The sequence below is a fragment of the Paraburkholderia sp. 31.1 genome, from assembly GCF_014397645.1.
GTDB lineage: Bacteria > Pseudomonadota > Gammaproteobacteria > Burkholderiales > Burkholderiaceae > Paraburkholderia > Paraburkholderia tuberum.
This window is the reverse complement of record NZ_VZQN01000003.1, coordinates 103,538-124,861: the sequence shown is the minus strand read 5'-3', so window position 1 is coordinate 124,861 and position 21,324 is coordinate 103,538. Positions and strand designations below refer to the sequence as shown.

Below are 21,324 nucleotides of genomic sequence, written 5' to 3'. Positions count from 1 at the left end.
TTTTGCGGGATTATTTGCCGGTTGGGCCGCTGACGGTCAGCCGCGCGCCAGCGCGTCACGCGCGACCCGGCATGCGGCCAGATCCCACGCCGCGCAGCCTACGCTCTTGAACACCACCGGCCCCGCCGGCAAGGGCTGCGTCTGCTCGAGCACCGCGGCGATCCCGCCCACCCGCGCCCAATCGACACCGGCCTGGATGAAATCGCCGGCCTCGTGCAATGCACCAGCCTGATCGTCGACGAACAGCGCGCTGCCCGCGATCGTAGTCGCGCCGATCTCGACCATCTGCGGCGTGAAAGCGCCGACGCCGATCACGAGCCGCTCGGCGCGCGCCGTCTCGTCGTAGACCGGCTGTTTGCTCGTGGTCAACGCGATCACGACGTCAACCGAAGCGGGAATCGTCGCGCCCGCATCCGCGAGCGGCCGCAGCTCACGCACCTTGCCGCGCTGCGCCGCGCAGAACGCTTCGGCGCGCGCGGGCGCGCTGCCCTTGACCCACACGCGCGCGTCGGCAAACAGTTCGCCGATCGCCTCCAGATGATTGAGCGCCTGCGTGCCGGTGCCGATCAGCAGGAATTCACGCGGCGCGCGCGCGGCGAACGTCGCGATGCCGAGCATCGACATCGCCGCGGTCCGGCGCCCCGTCACTGTCGGACCATCGAGGATGAACAGCGTCTCGCCGGTATCGGCATCGAAGGCCATGACCTGACCGTGGATCGTCGGCAGATGGCGCGCACGGTTGCTCGCGCACACATTGACGAGCTTGTGGATCGCGAGATCGGGCGCGGTGGCGGGCATCGACAGCATGACGCCGCCGGCGTTCAGCGGCACGACGAGCCGCTCGGGGCTCACGATGCGTCTTTGCGCGTAGTCGATGCTAGCGCGCCTCAACGCGTCGACAAGCGCTGCGTAAGGCATCAGCCGCGCGGTGGCGGCGGCGTCGAAGATCTGCGTGATCGGGCGGGTCATGGGCGGAACGATCCAATGGGGGATGGAGTGGGCATGACGTCACCGTAACCGAGCGCGAAAAAATTGACCAGTCGTGTGGACGTCTACTGCCCCCCGAATCGCGAACTCCGCTTGATGCCCAGCGCGCCGGCTAGCTCGTGCCGCGGCTGAGCGTCATCCCCCGCCCCGCATAAAAACGCGAGATCGTCGCGAACGGCAGGTACACGTCGGACTGATGCGGCGCGACGCCCGACGGGTTGTGAAACCACACGCCGCCGCGATCCCGCCCGTGCAGAAGGATCAGATGACCGCCCCGCCGCTGGTTCGTCCGCTCCGGATAGCGGATCTCGGGACTGACCGACACGATCGCGAGCGTATCGTCGTCGAGCCGCGCCGCGATCTCCTCGAGCGACGCCTGCGGCAGCACCTCGATATCGAGGCCGAACGCCGGGCCCGCCCAGTCGGCGAACGGCCGGTAGATCAGACCGTCGACGCCACCATCGTCGCGCAACCGGTATACGCCGTGCCGCAGCGCGTCGTCGAGCAGTGCGGCGCGCGGCGCGTGATCGATGCTCCAGTAGTCGAGAGCCGACTCGAGGCACGTCAGCCCGCACAGGCGTTGCGCCCAGAAGCGATAGCGCTCGGGGTCGGCGAAACCGCTGCGCTGCCAGTGCGGATCGTCGCACGGGTCGCGCTGCTGTTCGACGATGGCGCGCACCCACTCGGGGCTGCCCCATTGCGTGTAATACGGGACGTCGGCGTGGCGGAGAACGGGTTCGGTCATCGGTGGTATCGGTCGGGTCGGGTTGTATCGGGCTGGGTTGCGCGGGGTTACAGCATGCTGCGCGGCCGCTTCATCGTGCCGTCGAAGAAACGCTGCAAACGGAACGCCGACAGATCGAGCGAGTGCAGCGGGTAAGTCGTGGTCATGGGTGGGCGGATTGGAGATGTGGGCGTCATCTTCGCAGTGGGAGCCATCGTCCGCAATGACGAGCGACATCGGTACCGCGGCTGGTCGCAGCCGGCGCCTGCCGGAATGCCCGATTATCCGTCACACGAATATTCATCGATTATGCGTCACGCAAATATTTGACAAATATTCGTCTCACGCATAAATTGCGTTTATTCGTCTCGCAGATAATCCGCCATGCTCCACCTGATCGCCACGTCGGACCAGCTCGCGCAGTTGCTAGCGGCCAGCCGCCGCCAGGCCGGCCTCACGCAGTCCGCGGCCGCCGCGCGCGTGGGCGTGAGCCAAAGCCGCATTTCCGCGCTCGAAACCGATGCGAGCGGGCTCACGCTCAGCCAGCTGCTCGCGCTGTGCGGCGCCTACGGCCTGCAACTGCAGTTGCGCGACAAAAATCAGCCGAGCTCCGAGCCGGCACCGAACGTCGAGTGGTGAGATGGCCCGGCAAACCGCTTCGAAGGCATTGTCGGTGTGGGCCAACGGCGAGCGCGTCGGACTCTGGCGGCTGCCCGCGCGCGGTCCGATGGAGTTCGCCTACGACGCCGCCTGGATCGCGTCGCCCGCAGGTCGTCCGCTGTCGCTGTCGCTGCCGTTCACGCCCGGCAACATGACGCACAAAGGGCCGCGGGTGCTCAACTACTTCGACAACCTGCTGCCCGACAGCGACGTCATCCGCAAACGCATCGCGCAGCGCTACCGGACCGAAACGCTCGAAGCGTTCGACCTGCTGCAGGCCATCGGCCGCGACTGCGTCGGCGCGGTCCAGCTGCTCGCCGAAGACGACGCGCCGGCCGGGGTCCAGCGCATCGAAGGCACGCCGCTTTCCGACGACGACATCGAGGCGCTGCTCGCGCAGACGGTCGGCAAACCGACGCTCGGCGCACCCGACGAATTTGACGATTTCCGCATCTCGCTCGCCGGCGCGCAGGAGAAAACCGCGCTGCTGTGGCACGACGGCCAATGGCAACGGCCGCACGGCGCGACGCCGACCACGCATATCTTCAAGCTGCCGCTCGGGCTGGTCGGCAACCGGCTCGCCGATCTCAGCACGTCGGTCGAAAACGAGTGGCTGTGTCTGCGGATTCTGCGCGCGTTCGGCCTGCCGGTCGCGAACACCGAGGTGCTCAGGTTCGGCAAGCAGCGCGTGCTCGCCGTCGAACGCTTCGACAGGCAGATGCATTCGAGCGGCCGCTGGCTGCTGCGTCTGCCGCAGGAAGATTTCTGCCAGGTCTACGGCGTGCCGTCGCATCGCAAGTACGAAAACGAGGGCGGCCCCGGCGTGCTCGACCTCGCGCGGATTCTGCAGCAATCGGTCGAGGCGCGGCAGGACATCGAGACCCTGCTCGCGAGCCAGATCCTGTTCTGGATGCTGGCCGCGCCGGACGGCCACGCGAAGAACTTCAGCATCCGCCTGCTCGCCGGTGGCCAGTACCGTCTGACGCCGCTTTACGACGTGATGTCGATCTGGCCGGTCGAGGGCAACGGCCCGAACCAGTGGTCGTGGTACAAGGCGCGGCTTGCGATGGGGCTATGGTCGCGCAGCAAGCACGATGCGTTTCGCGACGTGCAGCGGCGACACTTCAACGCGATGGCGTTGAAGTGCTCGTACGGCGCCGACGCCGAGCCGCTGCTCCAGCGTCTGATCGAGCAGACACCTGGCGTGATCGAGCGGGTGTCGGCGGAGTTGCCCGAGCGCTTTCCGGGCAAGGTCGCCGAGCGGATTTTCAAAGGACTTCAAAATTCGGCGGCCCGGCTCGACACGATGCCGGCAAGCTGAACGCGGACCGCGCGTGCCGGCGCAAACCCGATCCCTCCGGACACACGTTTCATTGCGCCTCTCGCCTGGCTTTTCCGCAAGGGCGGACCTGCCGGGCTTTGCGGCAAGCGGCCGGATCCGTCGCCTTGCGCACTACTCATTCGTGGATTCCCTACGGTTTCGTCATCGTTTCACCGGTAGAATGCCTTTTGATGCTCGATGCATCAAAGTCACCGGCACGGCCATGGCGTCGCTTGCATCAGCGGACTCGGCGGCCGGTCTGACAAAATCATAAATGGTGATTTTTTTACGGTACATTTGCTGTCCCCGCGTGGCCGATTCATGCGCATAGCATGCGCAGGGTCGGCTTGCGCCTGCCGACCGCGCTCCAGATGTACCTTTTAACCCGGCGGATTTTCACCCAGCATGGCCAACGAAACACACTCACCCGACTCCATCGCGGTTGCCGAGCGCGTGCGCGAGTTGATGAGCAGGCATGGAATCGGCAAGCGACAGCAAACCACGGAGCTATGCCGCATCCTCGATCTGAGTTTTTCTCAGGGGCACCGCAAACTGCGCGGCAATAGTCCGTGGACGCTGTCGCAGATCAAGAAAGTCGCCGAGGTATTCGACGAACCCGCGGCGCAGCTGTTCGGCGCGCAGTCGCTCGATCCGGGCGTCGTCGGCGCGATCGCCCAGGAGGCGGTGTTCTGCATCGGCGCGACCGAAATCGCCTGCACCGCGTGGGTCGGCGCGGCGCTCGAACCGGGTAGCCGCCCGGAATTCGTCGCCTATTCGCGGCTCGGTCAATGGCGCGTCTCGCGTCATGATGGCGCGCTGTATCAGAGCGCGTACGAAGTCCACAAGATCGAGATCTATCCGCGCCGCGCCGAGACCGACAAGCCGGCCATCGCGGTGGTCGACGACGATCGTGCAAGCGCCGATAACCTGCGCGATTATCTGGAGCGCAGCGGCTTCACGGCGGTCGCGATCTATGGGCTCGCGGCCTTCAGCGAGCAGTTGCAGACGCAGGTGTTCGACGGCGTGATCATCGACTGGCTGTTCGGCTCGCAGACCTCGGCGGCCGCGATTCGCGCGGTGCGCGCGTCGGAGAACCCGGACGCGCCGATCTTCGTGCTGACCGGCGAACTGCTGACCGGCAAGGCCAGCGAATCGGAGATCAGCGAGGTGATCCGCGATTACGACGTCGCGTGCTACGAGAAGCCCGCGCGCATGGCGATCCTCGTCGCCGATCTGTCGAAGCGGCTGAACCGCCCCTGAAGCGCGGGCGCCGATGCGCGCCCCGTTCGCGGCAGCGCCGCCTTCACGCGCTCACGCCTGATGCCGCGCCGCCAGCGCCCGCTGCAGGGCGTGCTTCAGATCCTCGTAATGGACTGGCTTTAACAGCGCCTCGAACACCGACGGCACGCCAGTCCCGCCACTTTCGCCATTCCGCACGACCTCCGGCGCGTACGCGCTGACCACGATCACCGGCACGCCCGCCGACGGTCCGTCGCGCATCGCGAAGTCTTCGAGAAACGTGTAGCCATCGCGCTCCGGCATGTGCAGATCGAGCAGCACCACTTCGCAGCGGTGGGTGTCGAGCCACGCGAGCGCGTCGTTGGCATTGCCGAATGCGAGCGAGTCGTAGCCCATGTGCGCGACCATTTCGCTGAGCGACTCGCGGATCAGCCGGTTATCGTCGATGATCAGCACGCACGGCTGCGCGCCGTCCGGCTCGGCTTGCTCCGCGACCTCGGCCGGCTCGACTGTTGCGACCGGCACGACCGGGATCGTCACCGTGAAGCTGGTGCCCTCGCCGACCGTGCTCGCGACATCCACCGTGCCGCCGAACAGCTTCACGAGCCCTTGCACGATCGTGAGCCCCATCCCCGCGCCTTCGAAGCGGCGCGTGCGCGACGCGTCGAGCTGCGTGAACTCCTCGAAGATCAGCGGGATCTGTTCGGACGGCACGCCCGGCCCCGTATCGCTGACGACGAAAACCAGCAGCGCCGGCTCTTGCCGCAGTTCGATGCGCACCGTGCCGGTCTCGGTGTAGCGGATCGCGTTGGTGACGAGGTTGTTGACGATCTGCCGGATGCGGTGCGGGTCCGACTCGACGAGCCCGCTCGCGCCGCTCGCCTCGCTTTCGAGCTCGAGCCCGCGCGTCCTGGCGGACATCGTGTGTTCATCGACGATCGACGCCAGCAGCTCGCGCGGCTCGAAATGCTGGTGCCGCAGTTCGAGCTTGCCGGCGCCAAGGCGCGCGTAGTCGGTCAGGTCCTTCATCTGCGCCTCGAGATGGCGCGCCGCGGTTTCGAGCCGCTGGATCACGTTGCGGTCGGCCTCCGAGTGATAGTTGAAGCCGAGCAGTTCCACCGACGAGACGATCGCATGCAACGGCGTGCGCAGCTCATGGCCGATCATGCCGAGAAACGCATCCTTCGCGAGGCTCGCCTCGCGCGCCGCGCGGCTCGCCTGATGCTCGGCTTCCAGCGCCGCGCGCTGCTGGCGCATGAGCCGCGTGCGGCGCCGGCCGTTGAGCACGAGCAGCAGCGTCGCCGCCGCCGACAGCAATAGCAGCACCAGACCGCCCGCGAACAGAATGCGGCGCTTGTCGATGAAATCGCGGTTCATCGCCTCGCGGTCGGCGACATCGGCGAAACGGCGCGACAGCGCGAGATCGTTGACCTCGCTCCAGTGCTGGCGCAGCTGCGCGTCGATCCGCGCGGCACGCGCACGGTCGCCCTGCAGTACCTCGATCTCGGGCTGGATGTCGTCGAGCACAGTCTCGAGCGTCTTGATTTCGTCGAGCTGCCGTTGCAACAGAGCGAGCTGCGCGGAGAGCCGATGCGTCGAGCCGGCCATCACGCGCAGCTTCGATTGCAGCAGCTGGAAGCGCAGCTGCAACTGCTGATAATCGTCGTCGGCACCGGACTGATACAGCAGCAGCTGGTTCTCGAAACGCGCGTACGCGATCTGCAGTTGCGCGGCGTCCCAGTAGAAACCGTCGTAGGTACCGGTCAGCTGCTCGGTCGCGCGCGGGTTCAACAGGTTCGCATAGAGTAGATAGCCGATCGCGCCGGCGGGCGCCGCGAGCGCCATCAGCCAGATCAGCACGTACAACACGCGCCGCCACGGACGGCGCGCTATTTGACGATGAGGGCCTTGATCTGCCATACGAATTTCGAGTCGCCGACCGCGCCAGTCAGTTCATCTGGAAAAGCGTCGCGCGGATAGATCAGAAACAGCGGCCCGAAGTCGCTGAGTTTCAGGCGCCGGCCGTTCATGCTGTACGCGACGATCACGCCGTAGCGTTCGCAGTCCGACACCGGCACGGTGTAGGTGTAGTCGTCGAACGTGTGGAGTTCGATCTGGGTGCCGTGCGCGCCGACGACCTTCAGGATGTCGGCGAGCCTGGGCCCGGTGAACGTCGAGCGCGGCGTCCAGGTGGTCGAGGTCGTGATCGTATGCACGGGCAGCGCGAGCAGTTGAGCCTCGTTGAAGTGATAGGTGCGATGCGCGGCGTCGTTGGTATTGGCGATCTTGCCCTGCACGTCGAGCGCCAGCGCCGGCGACTGCCGCGCGCCCGGCTGCGCATGCGCGCAACAGACGGAAAGCCCGACGATCAGTCCCGCCAGCCCCGTCAGCCAGCGCATCCGCCAGGGCACACCGGTTCCGCTGGCTGCGTTGCGCAGCGTTGCAATCAGATTGGCCATTTGCTTTTTTTATCCGATTTCGTTGATTCGCCGGACCGCGGGCGGCGCCACGGTCAGCCGATCTCATGCCACGCGAAGTGTTGCGCCGTACCGTGCCGTCAAACGCGTGCCACCCCGACACGCGACCTTTGACCCGCATGCATAATATCGCCAAAATGCGCTGACTCAAAAACGGGGACCCGCGATGTCGCGCCAGTGCGCCAGTGCGCCAGTGCGTCAGCGCGCGCCGCGCGCGCATCCCCGCGGACCATTGCCTTCCATCGCGCCACGCGGCGCCTCGATAGTCATGAACAAGCCGGTCCTGCCTCTGACGTACGAACAGCTCGATCACTGGATCGAATCGCTGCAACCCGCGTTGCTCGCCGAGCGTTTCTCGATGGCGCTCGGGATTCTGCGCGGCGGCGCGCCGCTCGCGCTGATGGTGTCGCACGCGGTCGGCGCGCCGGTCGCGTTCCTGCGCTACGACCGCCAGACGCGCGCGGTCGCATGGGATTCGACGCTGCCGATCCCGCCCGCCGGATCGAAAGTGCTGTTGTGCGAGGACATCGCGGGACGCGGTTTTACGCTCGTCGATTGCATCGCGTTTCTTCAGGCGCACGGGCTCGAAGTCAAAACCCTGACCGCCGCGGTCGATGATCTGAGCCGCGCGCAGCCCGACTACGCGATCGATGCGCGCGGCTACTTCGCCCTCTTTCCATGGGAGCGCCAGGCGTACACCGAGCGCTACCGCGACGACTGGGCGCGCGTCGAAGCCGGCGCCGCGCCCGCGATGGCCAACGACCACGAGTACGCGGCCTACGCGATCGACCTCGACGGCATCCTGCTGCCCGACGTACCGCTCGCGCGCTACGACGAGGACCTCGCCGCCGCGCTCGCCGAGCGCGACGCGCTGCTGCCGTTCGAGGTGCTGCCCGGCCTCGACCTGCAGCAGGTGCGCACGATCATCACGGGCCGCCCGGAGATGGATCGCGCGCGCACCGAAGCGTGGCTCGCGCGACACGGCTTCGCTCACATGCAGTTGGCGATGCGCACGCCCGGCCTGCACGACGACAGCCCCGCCGGCGCGGCCGCGCACAAGGCGAGCGCGGCGCTGCGCGCGGGTGTCACGCACTTCGTCGAAAGCGATCCGGTGCAGGCGCTGCTGATCGCGCAGCAAGCGCCGCTGCTGCGCGTGATCTGGTGGGACGCGCTGACGCGCACGGGGATTTTGGTGAGCGCAAGGGCGTGGAGTTGAGCGCAACGTTCCTTGTGGGCGCAGCGCCCGAACGCCGCCGCTATTTGTCCTTCGCCTCGCGCAACTGCAAATGCCGCGCGGCCCGCTGCGACGCGACGACGATCAGCTTCATCGTCGCGCGCGTCGCGCCGACGAACAGCTTGCGCGCGCTGCGTTCGTCGAACGCGTCGAAGTCGATCTCGGTGAAGATCACGCACGGCGCCGCCTGCCCCTTGAAGCGGTAGATCGACTCGAACAGCACGTCGCCTTCACGATACTCCGGGTTGCCGAACAGATCGTATTTGCCGGTGAAACTGCGCAGCCGATGCGGACCGAGCTGATCGAGCGCGCTCATCGCCGAGCCCTCGCGGCCGCGGAACGACAGCACCGCGATGTCCTGCTTGCGAAAACCGAGCGATAGCGCCTGCGTGATGGCGCGCTTGGTTGCGTCGATACTGCTTTCGGCGCCCTGCGCTTCGTCGTAGACCGACACCGAAACCTCGGAGCCGTCGAACGGACTGCCCGACGTAAGTGCCGCGGCCAGCGGCACCGACGCGCCCAGCACGTCGCGCAGATAATCGAGGATGTCGCGAGGACTGCGGTAATTGGTGGTTTCTCTCAGCGTGGTCCAGCCGGGCAACGAGACCGGCTCACGCATGTACAGATTCTGCAGTGGGTCTTCGAGCCACCACCACGCGGCGCCCGGCCGCAGCAGCCGCTCGAGCGCGGCAACCCATGGCTGCTGGAAATCCTGCCCTTCGTCGACGATCAGTACGTCGAATTGCCAGCGCGGTTCGATCGGCGTGTCGGCGAATACGGCCTCCAGTTGATCGAACACCTGCGCCGACCGGAAATCGGGCGCGCGGCCCGCGTCGCGCGCGATCCAGTCGCAAAGCTGGTGATAGTTCGCGACTTTCGCCTCCGGCGGCGCGACCCGCGCGATGTGATCGGCGAGCGGCCGGTTGAAGCACACGTACAACGGCCGCTCGCCGCGCGCGACCGCGTCCTTCATCACCTGCACCGCGAGTTGCGTCTTGCCGGAGCCCGCCGTGCCAATCACGCGCAAACGGAACGGCGCGAATTCGAGCCGCCGGGCCCATGTCGCAAGTCCGCCCGAAAGGCGCGTGACGAGCGTGCCCGCCTGCCCGACGAGCGCGCTCGTGTCGGGCGTCAACGCGAGTTCGTCGGCGAGAAAGTGGTGGATTTTCGCCGCGCAGGGAAGCCGCGGTTCATCGGCCGGCAGCGCTTCGCGGACGATCGCCGCGAGACGCTCGCGCCGCGTAGCGTCGACGATGCGCGCGGGATTCACGCCGGCGATCGCCGCATCCTTGACGATGTGATCGGGACAGTACAGCAGTTCCTCGATGAAATAGGCGCCCGCGCCGAACGCCGCGGTAAAACGCCGGTGCAGACTCTCGATCGTATGCGCGAGCGCGATCGCGACGTTTCGCTCGGTTTGCAGATACACCTTGACGAGCCCCTTCGGCGTTTCGCGCAGAAAGCCGGTCTTCTGCTCGATGATCAGCAGGCGCCCGGCGGGACTCACGATCACGAAATCGGCCTCGCCGAACACGGAGAAGTTCTGGTTCAGGCGCGTCCAATGCACGCCGTGGTAGACGGTGTAGTCGGCGGGCAGTGCCTTTTCGAGCAGCGCGAGCGTTTCACGTTCGCGCGCCGCCGCGCCGGTCGCTTCGAGGCTCTTCCAGTCGTCGGGAACAATGCGGGCCATGCGATGCCTCAATGAGTTGGGATGCGTGTTTTCAGCGGGCAATCCGGAGTGCGGTCATTGTACGCAACGCAATGTCGGCCGGGCGGCCCGTCGCGCAAAGGCGCGCACATCGTGTATTGTTACTGGCTGAACGCCGCGCACGCCGCGCGGCTTGCCAACCGTAAGAGAAAAGGATTTACCGGATGATTACGATCTGGGGACGCGCCAATTCGGTCAACGTCCAGAAAGTTTTGTGGTGCTGCGACGAGCTCGTGCTGCCGTTCGATCGCGTCGACGCGGGCCTGCAATTCGGCCGCAACAACGAACCCGACTATCTCGCGATGAATCCGACCGGCAAGATCCCGACGCTGGTCGACGACGACTTCGTGCTGTGGGAATCCAACTCGATCCTGCGCTATCTGGCGATGCAATACGGCGAATCGAGCCTGCTGTATCCGGCCGGCCCGAAACTGCGCGCGAGCATCGACCGCTGGCTGGACTGGTCGCTGTCGACGCTGCAGCCAGTGGAACGTCCCGTGTTCTGGACCCTCGTGCGCACGCCCGAGGCCGAGCGCGACGCCGCCAAACTCGCCGCCGACGCGAAGGCGGTCACCGTCCTGTGGCGCCTGCTCGACACGCATCTGCAGGGCCGCTTCTTTCTCGAAGGCGACAAGTTCACGCTCGCCGATATCGTGATCGGCGCGTACGCGAAGCGCTGGTTCGGTGTCGACGGTTTGCAGCGGCCGCCGCTGCCGAATCTGGAGCGCTGGTATTCGCGTCTCACGACGCGTTCCGGGTTCAAGAAGTATGTGGATTTCCCGTTGACCTGAGCATGGCGCGGGTCGGCGGAAACGGTTCAGGTATTCGTGCGACCCGCAAACTCTTCAACCTTGCTCGCGGGGCCGGACACGATCAGCAGATCCCCCGGCACAACAACCGTGTCAGGCCCCGCGTGCTGGAACTCTTCGCCAGCGCGCCTGACGGCCATGACCATCACACCGAACGCCTCCAGAAAGCCGCAATCTGCGAGCGGACGGTTGTGTGTCGGCGCCGGGGCATGAATCGCGGCGACGGCAAATCCTTCGCCGAATTCAATGTAGTCCACGATTCGGCCTGCGATCAGGTGAGCGATCCGTTCACCCATTTCCGCTTCCGGATAAACCACGTGATGCGCGCCAATGCGCTGGGCAATCTGGCCGTGTTCCGCGGTCACCGCCTTCAGCCAGATGTCCTTGATCTGAAGTTCCGTTAGGGCCATCAAGGTCATCAGGCTCGCCGACAGGTCGCTTCCAATGCCCACGATCGCATGAGGGAAGTCGGCAACGCCCAATTGGCGCAGGGTATTCACGTTCGTCGAATCGGCCTGGACGGCATGCGTCAACCGGTCCGCCCATAACTGCACCTGCTGCTCGTCCCGGTCGATTCCCATCACGTCATGGCCAAGCCGAAGCAGCGACTGGGCCACGGCACAGCCGAACCGCCCCAAACCGATGACGACCACACTGTCGCCTTTCGAAAAAGAGAGCGAAATCTTGAACAGGTCAGCCAACAATTGGATGCTCCTCGGGGTAGCTATATTGCGCACGCCGCTCAACCAGCATTAACGACGTCGCAAAGGTAATGGTTCCAACCCGGCCGACGTACATCAGCGCGATGATCACGAACTGTGCCGGCGCAGGCAAATCACCGGTGATACCCGTTGACAGACCGACCGTACTGAACGCCGAAACAACTTCGAAGATGACCTGATCGGTAGGAAAATCGGTGATGTGCAAAATGATCAGTGTGCCGACCGTGATCATCACGGCACCCAGCGCCACGACGGTAATCGCTTGCCGCTGCGCCGACACGCTGACACGGCGCCCAAACGCTTCGATATCGCCACGCCCGCGGATCTCTGCGATCACCAGCAAGGCCAGAATGGCGATGGTGCCGATCTTGACACCCCCTGCCGTCCCCGCGCTGCCCCCGCCAACGAACATCAGGAAGAAATGCAGGGCCCAGCTTTCATGACGCATTGCGCCGATGTCGAGCGAGTTGAAACCCGCCGTGCGCGCGGATACCGAGGCGAACGCGGCCGAAAGGAGCTTCTCTCCTAACGGCATCGGACCCAGGGTTTGCGGATTGGTCCATTCGAACAGCAGCAACGCAAGAAATCCGCCGAGCAGCAGCACCCCCGTGACCACTAAAGTGAGCCTGGTGTGCAATGAAAGCCGACGGGCACCCCAAAGTTTTTCCCGCAGATCGTACAGAACCGGAAACCCGATTCCGCCGACGACAATCGCGACCATCACCGGTACCAGCATCGACGCGTCGGCGGCATAGCGCATCAGACTGTCCGGGTGAATTGAAAAGCCCGCGTTGTTGAACGCGGAGGCCGCATGGAACCATCCACTCCATGCGGCCTCGCCCCATTGGATGTTGTACCCGAGATGAAGCCTCACCGTCAGCCAGAGTGCCGTGGTCAGTTCAGTGACGAGCGTCACGACGAGCACGAGGCGCGCCACGCTGCCGATGTCCCCGAGACGGAGCGTGTGCGTCTCGACCTGGGTGATCAGCTTCGCTCGCAGCGGCAAGGACCGGTTGACCATGAGTCCCAGCAAGGTGGCTGCGGTCATCATGCCGAAACCGCCAATCTGAAACAGGCCGAGGATGACCCACTGTCCAAAGCTTGACCAGTAGGTGCCCGTATCGACAACGACGAGTCCAGTCACGCAGACCGCGGAGGTAGCGGTAAAAAAAGCGCTCAGCCACGGCACTGCCTCACCTTTGGCCTGCGACAAGGGCAACCTCAAAAGGAGCGTCCCTGCGGCAATCGCAAAGAGAAAGGCTAAGGCTACTGCCCGCGATGGGTGAAGCAGTTGTCTCATCGAGATCCCATCAAACATATTCAGCGACTGACTGACAAAGAATAGGCATTTTTTGCCAGTAAAGACCCTATTTTTCGTTTGTTGTCAGTTGTAAGCCAAATCTGGGGAATCCCGATTCTCTCGACGCTTCGACCGGCGCGGCACTTGCATCCCCCTGCCTCTATAATCGACGCATGAAAACCGCCAAGCCCGCCGCGACCGGCCGTCCGGTCGCTCCCACACCTGCCGCCCCCGCCGCCGATGCACACGATCATCAAGCGCATCACGATGTGCACGAGCCGTCGCACGCGCATGGCCCGTCGCAGGAAGCGGCTCTCGCACTCGCCGAGGAATATTGCCGCGAACGCGGTGAAAAACTCACGCCGATCCGGCGCAAGGTGCTCGAACTGCTGCTGAACTCGGGACGCGCGACCAAGGCCTATTCGCTGCTCGACGAAATGCGCCAGATCCACGCCGGCTCGGCGCCGCCGACCGTCTATCGCGCGTTGGATTTTTTACTGTCGGTGGGGCTCGTGCATCGGATCGAATCGATCAATGCGTTCACGGTCTGCCATGATCTGACGCAATGCCAGCACGGCATTCTCGTCGTATGCCAGCAATGTGGCAGCGTCACCGAATTGCATCAACCGAAGCTGCGTCAGGCCCTCGTCGCGCAGATCGAGGACGCGGGCTATCGGCTCGCGAGCGACGAAATCGAATTGAAGGGATTGTGTGCCGCCTGTCAGGCGGCCAAAGCCGCCAGCGCGGCCAGCGCGGCCGCGCCGGTGGCCGCGGCGAAATAGCGGCGCGCCACATTGGGTGCGCAACGCTGTATGACGCGCTGCAAAGCGTCGATGGCCGTGCGCTGCTTCGAGAAACGACATCTCCCCGCCGCGCGCCGGCGTGCTCTGTCTAAAACCCGCTCCCACGAGAGCCGCTGCGAAGCGTCGATCAACCCGCCGCGCGGGCGTCGATCGCGTCGTGCAGCAGCGTCACGAGCGCTTCGGGTAACGCGGGCTTGGTCATGAAATGCTGGAAGCCTTCGCCGATGCTGCGCAGGCGGTATGCGTCGTCGGTATGGCCGGTGAGCGCCACTGCCACCGAGGGGGAATGACCGCCGCAAATCTCGTGGTCGCGCAGCCGCTGGATCAGATAGAAGCCATCCATGGCCGGCAAGTCGAGGTCGCAGACGACCGCGTCGGGAAGCAACCGCATCGCCGCCACGACGCCCTCTTCCGCATCGGCGACCGCGCAAACCTTCGCGCCTTCCGCCTCGAGTAACAAGGTCAACGATTCCCGGCTGTCCGGGTCGTCCTCCACCAGCACGATCGTGGCCTGATCGAGCCTCATTGCTGCGTTCATCGTATGTTGTTGCTCTGAAAAACCGGTTAGGCCGTCCGAGGGGGCGGAGGTTTCACTTTGTATTTCACTTTGCTGATTGCCGCCGATTCGCGCGGCCAGGGTGTTGCTGTCCATGATTCCGACCCGATTTCGCACGCCGAGTTACAGACAGGTCCGCGCTTGTAAAACATTGCGCAACATCTTCCCGAGTACAACGCTTGCGCACGGTAACGCGCCAAAATTGCACGTCGATGAAAAAACGGCGCTCGACGCGCACCGCGATTTAGCTGCTCAGTGTCCGCAGTTTTTCCGCGGCTCGCCGATCGCCGGCACCCGATGTTCCGGCGCGATTCGTACGAACCCCGTTCGTGCGGCCTTCCCCGCCCGGTATCGATTCTGCCCTTCGTATTGTTTGCACAACGCGGCGCTGCCGTTCGTTTTGCGTCGCTCGCATCCGACGACACTGCAAGCACGTCGCGTGCCTCGTTGCAGCGGTTCGCGTCACGTAAAGAAGGGCTCGGTCGCGGTTGCCGATAGCGCGGCGATGAACGGCGCTGGTCTGCTAACCGGTGGTGTCGCGGCGCTATCATCGTGGGCGCGCATGCGCGCCTACCGATGCCCCCTCATTTCGACCCGAGGTCAACCGACACCATGTCCGCCACATCGCCCGCGCTTTCCGCCGCGACGCTCGACATCCTTCGTCACGTCAGCACCGCCACGCTGACCACGCAGCTATTCAAGCGCGGTCTGCGCAACACCTTCATGCAGGGCGTCGCGCCGCTCGGTCCGCGGCGCGGCGCGAATCTGGTCGGGCCGGCGTTCACGCTGCGCAACATCCCATCGCGCGAAGACATCGACGTACTGGAGCTATTCGCGGACCCTGAGTACGCGCAACGCAAATGCGTCGAGACCATTGCGCCGGGCCACGTGCTCGTGCAGGATTGCCGCGGCGAGCGCGGCAGCGCGTCGTTCGGTTCGATTCTGTCGCTTCGTTTACAAGTGCGCGGTGTTGCCGGGATGGTGTCCGACGGCCCGGTGCGCGACAGCGCGACGATCGCCGCGCTCGACATGCCGGTGTTTTGCGCCGGCGCGAGCGCGCCGCCCAATCTGATCCGCCATCACGCGGTCGATATCAACGTGCCGATCGGCTGTGGTGGAGTCGCGGTGTTTCCGGGCGACGTGATCGTCGGCGATGTGGATGGAGTTGTGGTAATTCCGCTGAAGATGGCCGACGACGTCGCGCAAGCCGCCGCCGGACAGGAACAGCTCGAGGCGTTTCTCACCGAGAGGATTCGTGCCGGCGCCGCGCTGCCCGGCACCTATCCGCCGAACGACGAGACGAAGGCGGCGTTCGACGAGTGGAAGAACAATCGCAAAAGCTAGGGCCTTTTCAAAGGACGCGGCGACCGGTGCGCCACACCGGGCGCCAGTTCAATCGCCCTTGCCGGGCCCGATGCCCTGCAACAGCAACGCCACCGCGTGCCGCGCAATCTCCGCGCCGCCGATACTGTGGCGCAACGGATCGTTGCGCCACAGCTTCGAGGTGGCAAGCGGCAGAATCGTCATGCCGAGCAGCGTGACGAACACGAGCGCGGGTTCGAGCGATGCATTCAGGCGCCCCTCCTTCTGCCAGCGCGCGATCGCCAGCAGCGACGCCTTCTGATGCGCGAAACCAAAGCGCTCATGCATGCGCTGGCGCAGCAGTCCGCCGTCGCTGATCACTTCGCGCACCCACAGCGACGCGAACCACGGGTTGTCGCTCGCGATCTGCACGAGCCGCTCCGTGAGTTGCGTGATTGCCGCGACCGGATCGTCGGGATTCTCCTGAAACGGCAGCCCGAGGCTCGCGCGCAACGGTACGAAACACTCGTCGATCAGCACGTCGAGCAGTTGATCGCGCGTCTTGAAGTAGTAGTGCACCATCGCGGGCGTGAAGCCGGCCTCGCGGGCGATCTCACCCAGCGATGTCTCGACGATGCCCTGCCTCGCGAACAGCGTCAGCGCGGCGTCGAGCAAGCGCGCACGCTGCGCGGGACCGCGCGCGGCGCCCGACGGCCGGCCGGGGCGGCGGGCGGCCGATCCAGCCGGTGCGCTGCTGCCGATATTCGCGGCATGAATATCCGTTGCCGCTGCTGTGAGTTTGGGCTTCGACGCGTCGCGCTCTTTCGCGGCAATTCCCGCGGGCGGCCCCGTATCTGCCACGGCATTGTGCGCCGCGGCGTCGTCAGGCGAGATCCTTGTCATTGCATTGAATTTGACGTGAGAGGCGATGTCACATATATTAATCTCTCAGTTAATTAATTTCAACGCGTTGCCGCCATGGAACAACCCGCCACGACCCTGTCAGTCAACCCCGCGCCCGCGGCGGCCGACCATCCGCCGATCCGGCTGCTGTTTCCGGCGCTGCTGCTGGTCATGCTGCTCGCCGCCCTGGACCAGACGATTGTCTCGACCGCGCTCCCGACCATCGTCGGCGAACTGGGCGGGCTCAATAACCTGTCGTGGGTCGTGACCGCCTACCTGCTCAGTTCGACGATCGTCGTGCCGCTGTACGGCAAGTTCGGCGATCTGTTCGGCCGCAAGATCGTGCTGCAGACGGCGATCGTCATCTTTCTCGTCGGCTCGGCGCTGTGTGGCATCGCGCAGAACATGAGTCAGTTGATCGTGCTGCGCGCGCTGCAAGGGCTCGGCGGCGGCGGCCTGCTCGTCGTGACGATGGCCGCGATCGCCGACGTGATTCCGCCCGCTGAGCGTGGCCGCTACCAGGGCGTGTTCGGCGGCATCTTCGGTCTCGCCACTGTCATCGGTCCGCTGCTCGGCGGCTTTCTGGTCGAGCATCTGACGTGGCGCTGGATCTTCTACATCAACCTGCCGCTCGGCATCCTGTCGCTCATCGTGATCGGCGCGGTGTTCAAGCCGCACGTGCGCCACGTGAAGCACACGATCGATTACATGGGTGCCGCGTTTCTCGCCGGCGCGCTGACCTGCATCATCCTGTTCACGAGTCAGGGCGGCACGATCCTGCCGTGGTCGTCGCCGCAACTGTGGTTCACGCTCGGCATGGGCCTCGCAGCGATCTGGGGATTCATTCACGAAGAACGCAGCGCGGTCGAACCGATCATGCCGCTCGGACTGTTCAAACAGCGCACGTTTCTGATCAGCAGCCTCGTGAGCTTCATCATCGGCGTATCGCTGTTCGGCTCCGTGACGTTCATTCCGCTCTATCTGCAGGTCGTGAAGGGCTCGACGCCGACGCAAGCCGGCATGCAGATGCTGCCGATGATGGGCGGCCTGTTCATCCTGTCGATGGTGACGGGCCGCGTGATCAGCAAGATCGGCAAGTACCGGCTGTTCCCGATCATGGGCACGTTCCTCGTCTCCGTGGCGATGCTGCTGCTCGCGCGCCTGCAGATCGATACGCCGATTCATGTGATGTATCTGTACATGGGTCTGCTCGGCTGCGGCCTCGGCATGGTGATGCAGGTGCTGGTCCTCGCGGTCCAGAACACCGTAGAGTTCAAGCATATGGGTGTGGCGACATCGGGCGTCACGCTGTTTCGCTCGATCGGCGGCTCGATCGGCGTGGCCGGCTTCGGCGCGGTGTTCTCGAACGGCCTCGCCGGACGCCTCGAAAAGCTGATCCCGCCCGACACCGAACTTCCGCAGGCATTGGGTCCCGCAGCGATTCATCAGCTGCCCGAAGCATTGCGCAACGACTATCTGCATGCGTTCGCGGGTGCGTTGCACACCGTTTATCTGTCGGCCGCATGCGTCGTGGTGCTCGCCTTCGTGCTCGCATGGCTGCTGAAGGATCATCCGTTGCGCAAGCACTGAGCGTACTTCGACGCCTGATCGGGAAGCTATGTAAACGCGTACCGGCAGGCGCCAGATAGAAGGTCGATCACGAGGCCGCACGCACGACGCGTCGGCCTCGTTGTTTTTTTGTCGCGCTCGCTTCATGCAGCGCGATGCTTCCGGTTACCTTCCATTTGTCGTGAAACAACAGAGACATACACTCGTTTCGAATGTATGGCCAGGGTTTCTTCATACCTCCAAATGAGCGGTAGCGCACACAATCCAGGGGCCAACCGCGTTGACGTCCCCCGTGAAACGCCACATATTGGAACCCGTGGAAACGCGGCCGCTGCCTACGTCTCCACGACTTCCGGCGCATGTGGATCGTGATTCCGCGGACAAGGCTCCTGCCTCTACACGATCCGAAGCATGCCTTTACGGCATCGTTTTCCAAAGGTGGGTCCACGGCATGTCCACCCAGACAGCAACCGGCCAAAGTTTCCCCACGCCCTGCAAACGCTGCGGTGGCGCACTGTACCGACAAGTCGACGCCTGCCCCTACTGTGGCGCTGCGCATCCGTTCGACCAGGACGATCCGCACATCCGCACCGGTATTCCAGGCAGCCGTGCGAGCGCCACGCACAAGCCCCTGCCCCGTTTCGACAACGAGTTCGGCACACGGGACGAGCCCGCCATCGCCGCTGCCGCGATGGCGTCCGAACCCCTGTTGCAGACCGAGCCGGTCATGCACACGGCGCTCGTGTCGACCGACACCACTATCCCACCTTACGAAGATCCGATGTATGCGCCGCCCAACACTGCGCAGACGATTTGGCGCGTGCTGTACGTGATCGGCGCGGTTGTCGCAATCGGCCTGACGTATGTCGCTTATACGCTATTCAGCGACGGCGGCGAATCGGAGGATCAAGGCGTGGAGCAGATTACGCCGGATGCCAGAACAACGACCGGCATGATCGCGCCGCTTGTGTCCGCCCCGGTGATTGCTCAAGCACAGACCATGCACCCGCCGGCCGCGGCCAAGCCTGCGCCACCGCCCGTGACCGCACTGGCGGCGAAGCCCGCGCCCGTCGTGCCCTCGGCTCCTGTCATTCCAGCGACACCAGCTGCGCCGCCTGCCGCGCCGCCGATGGCCGCGACGCCCATGCGGCCCGCGCCGCAATTCCGCGACGCCGGACAAGCATTGCAGGTCGCGAAGACAGCGTTCCGCGCGAACGATCTGTCCGCCGCCCAGGCCGCTCTCGCCGCCGCGCAAACGTTACAACCCGGAAACAGCGACGCGCAGGGTCTGGCCGATCAGATGCGGCCGCTCGTCCAGCGTCGCGATACTGCGCTACAGGCCGCGCAGGCCTGCGTCGCGCAGCAGTCGTGGCCGTGCGCGCGCCAGCACGCGAATGAGGCGCTCGCGATCGACAGCGGCAACGACGCGGCGAAAGTGATCCTCGAGCGCGTCATTCGCGAGACCGGCTGGGCGCCGCTGACTCCGCCGCATGCGGCGACGACGGATGCCGCGCCGGGCGCGCCGCTCGCGCAAGCGCAGGCACCGCTGCCCGTCGGCATGCAAGCGCACGGCGAACGGGTCGTGACTGCAACGAACGTCGGCGTCGTGAGAACCGCGACGCCGCGGAGCAACTAGCGCTCACGCGCGACGCGACGGTCCGAACCGGGTCCCGGAGACGCAAACTGCTGCGCCGTCGCGCAAAAACATTGCTTCGCATACCAGATCAAATGGCCGCCGTCTGTGCCGATTCGCACATTATCGTGCGTCCTCTGAGCGGAAACAGACGGAGCGACCCTGGCAGTAGTTTGAACATGACAGGGCAACCGGATCACTGGTGCTTCCACGCGCCACGCGTGAAGCGGGATCAACCTGACCGATAGGTAGAAAGATCATGCTGAAGAGACTTCTCGCGGGCTGGCTGGGCCTGGTGGTACTGGTCGTATGTTCGCTGGCCGGCGCGGAACCGGCGCACTACAAGATCGTCACCGGGCCGGAGCGCGGCACATATATCCAGATCGGCAACGACCTGTCGAAATGGGTGGCCCAGCCGGCTGGCATCGACCTCGAAGTGGTGGCGTCGAAAGGCTCGGCCGAAAACGTGCAGCGCATGCGTTTCGAGCCCGGCGTGAAGCTCGCGCTCGTGCAGTCCGACGTGTACCAGGCGTTCATCGACATGGCCAACTCGGGCAACCCCGATGCGGGCACGACGATCCGGCCGCTGCGACTGATCATGCCGCTCTACGACGAGGAAATTAACGTCGTCGTACGGGCGGATTCGCCGCTGAAAACGCTCGCCGACATCAAGGACAAGACCATCAGCGTCGGCCTGCTAGGCAGCGGCACCGCGCAGTCGGCGACGACGCTCTACCGCCTGATGTTCGGCCAGCCGATTCCGGAGCAGAACGTCGTGCATCTGAGCAACGAGGACGCGCTCGCCGCGCTGATCGTGAAGAAGATCGATGTCGCGATCATCGTGGTCGGGCAGCCGGCGAAGCTGTTCAACGACATGAAACCCGACCTGCTGTCACAGTTGCGTCTGTTGCCCGTCGATCCCAACGCGCCGGAGACGAACCGCGCGAAGCAGACCTACTTTCCGACCACGATCCACCAAAGCAGCTACCCAGGCTGGCTGAAGGAAGACGTGCCGGGTCTGACCGTCAAAGCGTTTCTGGTCACCTACGATTACGGCTTGCGCGACACAGTCAGCAATCTGAATCATTTCGCCGACTCGTTGTGCGCGAACTTCGACAATCTGCAGGAGCATGGCCATCCGAAATGGAAACAGGTGAAGCTCGAATTGCCGACGCTCGTTCGTGGGTGGAAGTACTACGGTCCGGTCGAGAAGCATCTGCGCGCGTGTCTCGCGAACCGCAGCGCGGCGATGAGCGCGGCGGCCGCGCAACCCGCGCCGAAACCGCACACGCCTTGCTCGGAAGAAGAACGGATGCTTCTGCTGTGCAAATAACGCTGTAGCGGGGGACCGCGAACGCCTGCTTCGCCGCCTGAGTT

General features: G+C 64.8%; 19 protein-coding genes. 10 read left to right on the top strand and 9 right to left on the bottom strand.

All coding sequences use genetic code 11. The features are described from left to right. Positions 1-36: 36 nt before the first annotated feature. Together lhpI and F6X37_RS02830 are read right to left on the bottom strand one after the other, a co-directional pair. Positions 37-969: a bifunctional Delta(1)-pyrroline-2-carboxylate/Delta(1)-piperideine-2-carboxylate reductase gene (lhpI, locus tag F6X37_RS02835; protein ID WP_187610237.1), complete on the bottom strand. Its 933-nt coding sequence runs from the start codon at positions 967-969 to the stop codon at positions 37-39. Positions 970-1,099: 130 nt separating this feature from the next. Next, positions 1,100-1,732 (bottom strand): C39 family peptidase, encoded by a 633-nt coding sequence (locus F6X37_RS02830; RefSeq protein WP_187610236.1) that lies wholly within the window; start codon positions 1,730-1,732, stop codon positions 1,100-1,102. A 363-nt stretch (positions 1,733-2,095) separates the two neighbouring features. On the opposite strand from F6X37_RS02830, the gene F6X37_RS02825 reads away from it, so the two are divergent. From F6X37_RS02825 to F6X37_RS02815, 3 genes are all read left to right on the top strand, one after another. After that, positions 2,096-2,350: a helix-turn-helix domain-containing protein gene (locus F6X37_RS02825; RefSeq protein ID WP_187610235.1), complete on the top strand. Its 255-nt coding sequence runs from the start codon at positions 2,096-2,098 to the stop codon at positions 2,348-2,350. Position 2,351: 1 nt separating this feature from the next. Beyond that, positions 2,352-3,692, top strand: coding sequence for a type II toxin-antitoxin system HipA family toxin (locus tag F6X37_RS02820; protein ID WP_184067127.1), 1,341 nt, complete (start codon positions 2,352-2,354; stop codon positions 3,690-3,692). A 405-nt stretch (positions 3,693-4,097) separates the two neighbouring features. Further along, positions 4,098-4,952, top strand: a complete 855-nt coding sequence (locus F6X37_RS02815; protein WP_090806040.1) for a helix-turn-helix domain-containing protein — start codon at positions 4,098-4,100, stop codon at positions 4,950-4,952. A 51-nt stretch (positions 4,953-5,003) separates the two neighbouring features. Here the strand turns inward: F6X37_RS02815 and F6X37_RS02810 are convergent, their stop codons facing one another. Both F6X37_RS02810 and F6X37_RS02805 read right to left on the bottom strand, forming a co-directional pair. Further along, on the bottom strand, positions 5,004-6,851 hold the full coding sequence (locus tag F6X37_RS02810) for a hybrid sensor histidine kinase/response regulator (RefSeq protein ID WP_187610234.1): 1,848 nt from the start codon (positions 6,849-6,851) through the stop codon (positions 5,004-5,006). Continuing rightward, complete coding sequence (locus tag F6X37_RS02805; RefSeq protein WP_187610233.1) at positions 6,821-7,390, bottom strand: molybdopterin-dependent oxidoreductase; 570 nt, start codon at positions 7,388-7,390, stop codon at positions 6,821-6,823. Before F6X37_RS02805 ends, F6X37_RS02810 begins: the two co-directional genes overlap by 31 nt. 286 nt (positions 7,391-7,676) lie before the next feature. Between F6X37_RS02805 and F6X37_RS02800 the strand changes: the two genes are divergently transcribed. Then, a complete protein-coding gene (locus tag F6X37_RS02800; protein WP_187610232.1) occupies positions 7,677-8,624 on the top strand; it encodes a phosphoribosyltransferase in 948 nt (315 codons plus the stop codon). A gap of 40 nt (positions 8,625-8,664) precedes the next feature. Here F6X37_RS02800 and F6X37_RS02795 read toward each other — a convergent pair whose 3' ends face one another. Then, the gene (locus F6X37_RS02795) at positions 8,665-10,332 is read right to left on the bottom strand and encodes an ATP-dependent helicase (protein WP_187610231.1); all 1,668 of its coding nucleotides are present in this window, start codon (positions 10,330-10,332) and stop codon (positions 8,665-8,667) included. A 182-nt stretch (positions 10,333-10,514) separates the two neighbouring features. On the opposite strand from F6X37_RS02795, the gene F6X37_RS02790 reads away from it, so the two are divergent. Beyond that, positions 10,515-11,141 carry a glutathione S-transferase family protein gene (locus F6X37_RS02790; protein ID WP_187610230.1) on the top strand — a complete coding sequence of 209 codons (627 nt, stop codon included), beginning with the start codon at positions 10,515-10,517 and terminating at the stop codon, positions 11,139-11,141. 26 nt (positions 11,142-11,167) lie between these two features. Here F6X37_RS02790 and F6X37_RS02785 read toward each other — a convergent pair whose 3' ends face one another. Together F6X37_RS02785 and F6X37_RS02780 are read right to left on the bottom strand one after the other, a co-directional pair. Beyond that, positions 11,168-11,860, bottom strand: coding sequence for a potassium channel family protein (locus F6X37_RS02785; RefSeq protein WP_187610229.1), 693 nt, complete (start codon positions 11,858-11,860; stop codon positions 11,168-11,170). After that, positions 11,853-13,094 carry a TrkH family potassium uptake protein gene (locus tag F6X37_RS02780; RefSeq protein WP_262419781.1) on the bottom strand — a complete coding sequence of 414 codons (1,242 nt, stop codon included), beginning with the start codon at positions 13,092-13,094 and terminating at the stop codon, positions 11,853-11,855. The genes F6X37_RS02785 and F6X37_RS02780 overlap by 8 nt, the downstream gene beginning before the upstream one ends. A 260-nt stretch (positions 13,095-13,354) precedes the next feature. Here F6X37_RS02780 and F6X37_RS02775 point away from each other — a divergent pair, with 260 nt between their 5' ends. Further along, positions 13,355-13,963 carry a Fur family transcriptional regulator gene (locus F6X37_RS02775; protein WP_187610227.1) on the top strand — a complete coding sequence of 203 codons (609 nt, stop codon included), beginning with the start codon at positions 13,355-13,357 and terminating at the stop codon, positions 13,961-13,963. Between the two features lie 148 nt (positions 13,964-14,111). Here F6X37_RS02775 and F6X37_RS02770 read toward each other — a convergent pair whose 3' ends face one another. Then, positions 14,112-14,636, bottom strand: a complete 525-nt coding sequence (locus F6X37_RS02770) for a response regulator (protein ID WP_184067100.1) — start codon at positions 14,634-14,636, stop codon at positions 14,112-14,114. 516 nt (positions 14,637-15,152) lie between these two features. Between F6X37_RS02770 and F6X37_RS02765 the strand changes: the two genes are divergently transcribed. After that, positions 15,153-15,884, top strand: a complete 732-nt coding sequence (locus F6X37_RS02765) for a ribonuclease activity regulator RraA (protein ID WP_187610226.1) — start codon at positions 15,153-15,155, stop codon at positions 15,882-15,884. Between the two features lie 48 nt (positions 15,885-15,932). Here F6X37_RS02765 and F6X37_RS02760 read toward each other — a convergent pair whose 3' ends face one another. Further along, the gene (locus F6X37_RS02760) at positions 15,933-16,745 is read right to left on the bottom strand and encodes a TetR/AcrR family transcriptional regulator (RefSeq protein ID WP_187610225.1); all 813 of its coding nucleotides are present in this window, start codon (positions 16,743-16,745) and stop codon (positions 15,933-15,935) included. A gap of 75 nt (positions 16,746-16,820) precedes the next feature. Between F6X37_RS02760 and F6X37_RS02755 the strand changes: the two genes are divergently transcribed. From F6X37_RS02755 to F6X37_RS02745, 3 genes are all read left to right on the top strand, one after another. After that, complete coding sequence (locus F6X37_RS02755; protein ID WP_187610224.1) at positions 16,821-18,335, top strand: MDR family MFS transporter; 1,515 nt, start codon at positions 16,821-16,823, stop codon at positions 18,333-18,335. Between the two features lie 430 nt (positions 18,336-18,765). Beyond that, positions 18,766-19,950 carry a hypothetical protein gene (locus F6X37_RS02750; protein ID WP_187610223.1) on the top strand — a complete coding sequence of 395 codons (1,185 nt, stop codon included), beginning with the start codon at positions 18,766-18,768 and terminating at the stop codon, positions 19,948-19,950. Positions 19,951-20,206: 256 nt separating this feature from the next. After that, on the top strand, positions 20,207-21,280 hold the full coding sequence (locus F6X37_RS02745) for a TAXI family TRAP transporter solute-binding subunit (protein ID WP_187610222.1): 1,074 nt from the start codon (positions 20,207-20,209) through the stop codon (positions 21,278-21,280). The last annotated feature ends 44 nt before the right edge of the window (positions 21,281-21,324 follow it).

Bases quoted from the DNA above. Each gene is read 5' to 3' on its own strand.
- lhpI (WP_187610237.1), bottom strand. From the start codon at position 969: ATGACCCGCCCGATCACGCAGATCTTCGACGCCGCCGCCACCGCGCGG.
- F6X37_RS02830 (WP_187610236.1), bottom strand. From the start codon at position 1,732: ATGACCGAACCCGTTCTCCGCCACGCCGACGTCCCGTATTACACGCAA.
- F6X37_RS02825 (WP_187610235.1), top strand. From the start codon at position 2,096: ATGCTCCACCTGATCGCCACGTCGGACCAGCTCGCGCAGTTGCTAGCG.
- F6X37_RS02820 (WP_184067127.1), top strand. From the start codon at position 2,352: ATGGCCCGGCAAACCGCTTCGAAGGCATTGTCGGTGTGGGCCAACGGC.
- F6X37_RS02815 (WP_090806040.1), top strand. From the start codon at position 4,098: ATGGCCAACGAAACACACTCACCCGACTCCATCGCGGTTGCCGAGCGC.
- F6X37_RS02810 (WP_187610234.1), bottom strand. From the start codon at position 6,851: ATGGCAGATCAAGGCCCTCATCGTCAAATAGCGCGCCGTCCGTGGCGG.
- F6X37_RS02805 (WP_187610233.1), bottom strand. From the start codon at position 7,390: ATGGCCAATCTGATTGCAACGCTGCGCAACGCAGCCAGCGGAACCGGT.
- F6X37_RS02800 (WP_187610232.1), top strand. From the start codon at position 7,677: ATGAACAAGCCGGTCCTGCCTCTGACGTACGAACAGCTCGATCACTGG.
- F6X37_RS02795 (WP_187610231.1), bottom strand. From the start codon at position 10,332: ATGGCCCGCATTGTTCCCGACGACTGGAAGAGCCTCGAAGCGACCGGC.
- F6X37_RS02790 (WP_187610230.1), top strand. From the start codon at position 10,515: ATGATTACGATCTGGGGACGCGCCAATTCGGTCAACGTCCAGAAAGTT.
- F6X37_RS02775 (WP_187610227.1), top strand. From the start codon at position 13,355: ATGAAAACCGCCAAGCCCGCCGCGACCGGCCGTCCGGTCGCTCCCACA.
- F6X37_RS02770 (WP_184067100.1), bottom strand. From the start codon at position 14,636: ATGGACAGCAACACCCTGGCCGCGCGAATCGGCGGCAATCAGCAAAGT.
- F6X37_RS02765 (WP_187610226.1), top strand. From the start codon at position 15,153: ATGTCCGCCACATCGCCCGCGCTTTCCGCCGCGACGCTCGACATCCTT.
- F6X37_RS02760 (WP_187610225.1), bottom strand. From the start codon at position 16,745: ATGACAAGGATCTCGCCTGACGACGCCGCGGCGCACAATGCCGTGGCA.
- F6X37_RS02755 (WP_187610224.1), top strand. From the start codon at position 16,821: ATGGAACAACCCGCCACGACCCTGTCAGTCAACCCCGCGCCCGCGGCG.
- F6X37_RS02750 (WP_187610223.1), top strand. From the start codon at position 18,766: ATGTCCACCCAGACAGCAACCGGCCAAAGTTTCCCCACGCCCTGCAAA.
- F6X37_RS02745 (WP_187610222.1), top strand. From the start codon at position 20,207: ATGCTGAAGAGACTTCTCGCGGGCTGGCTGGGCCTGGTGGTACTGGTC.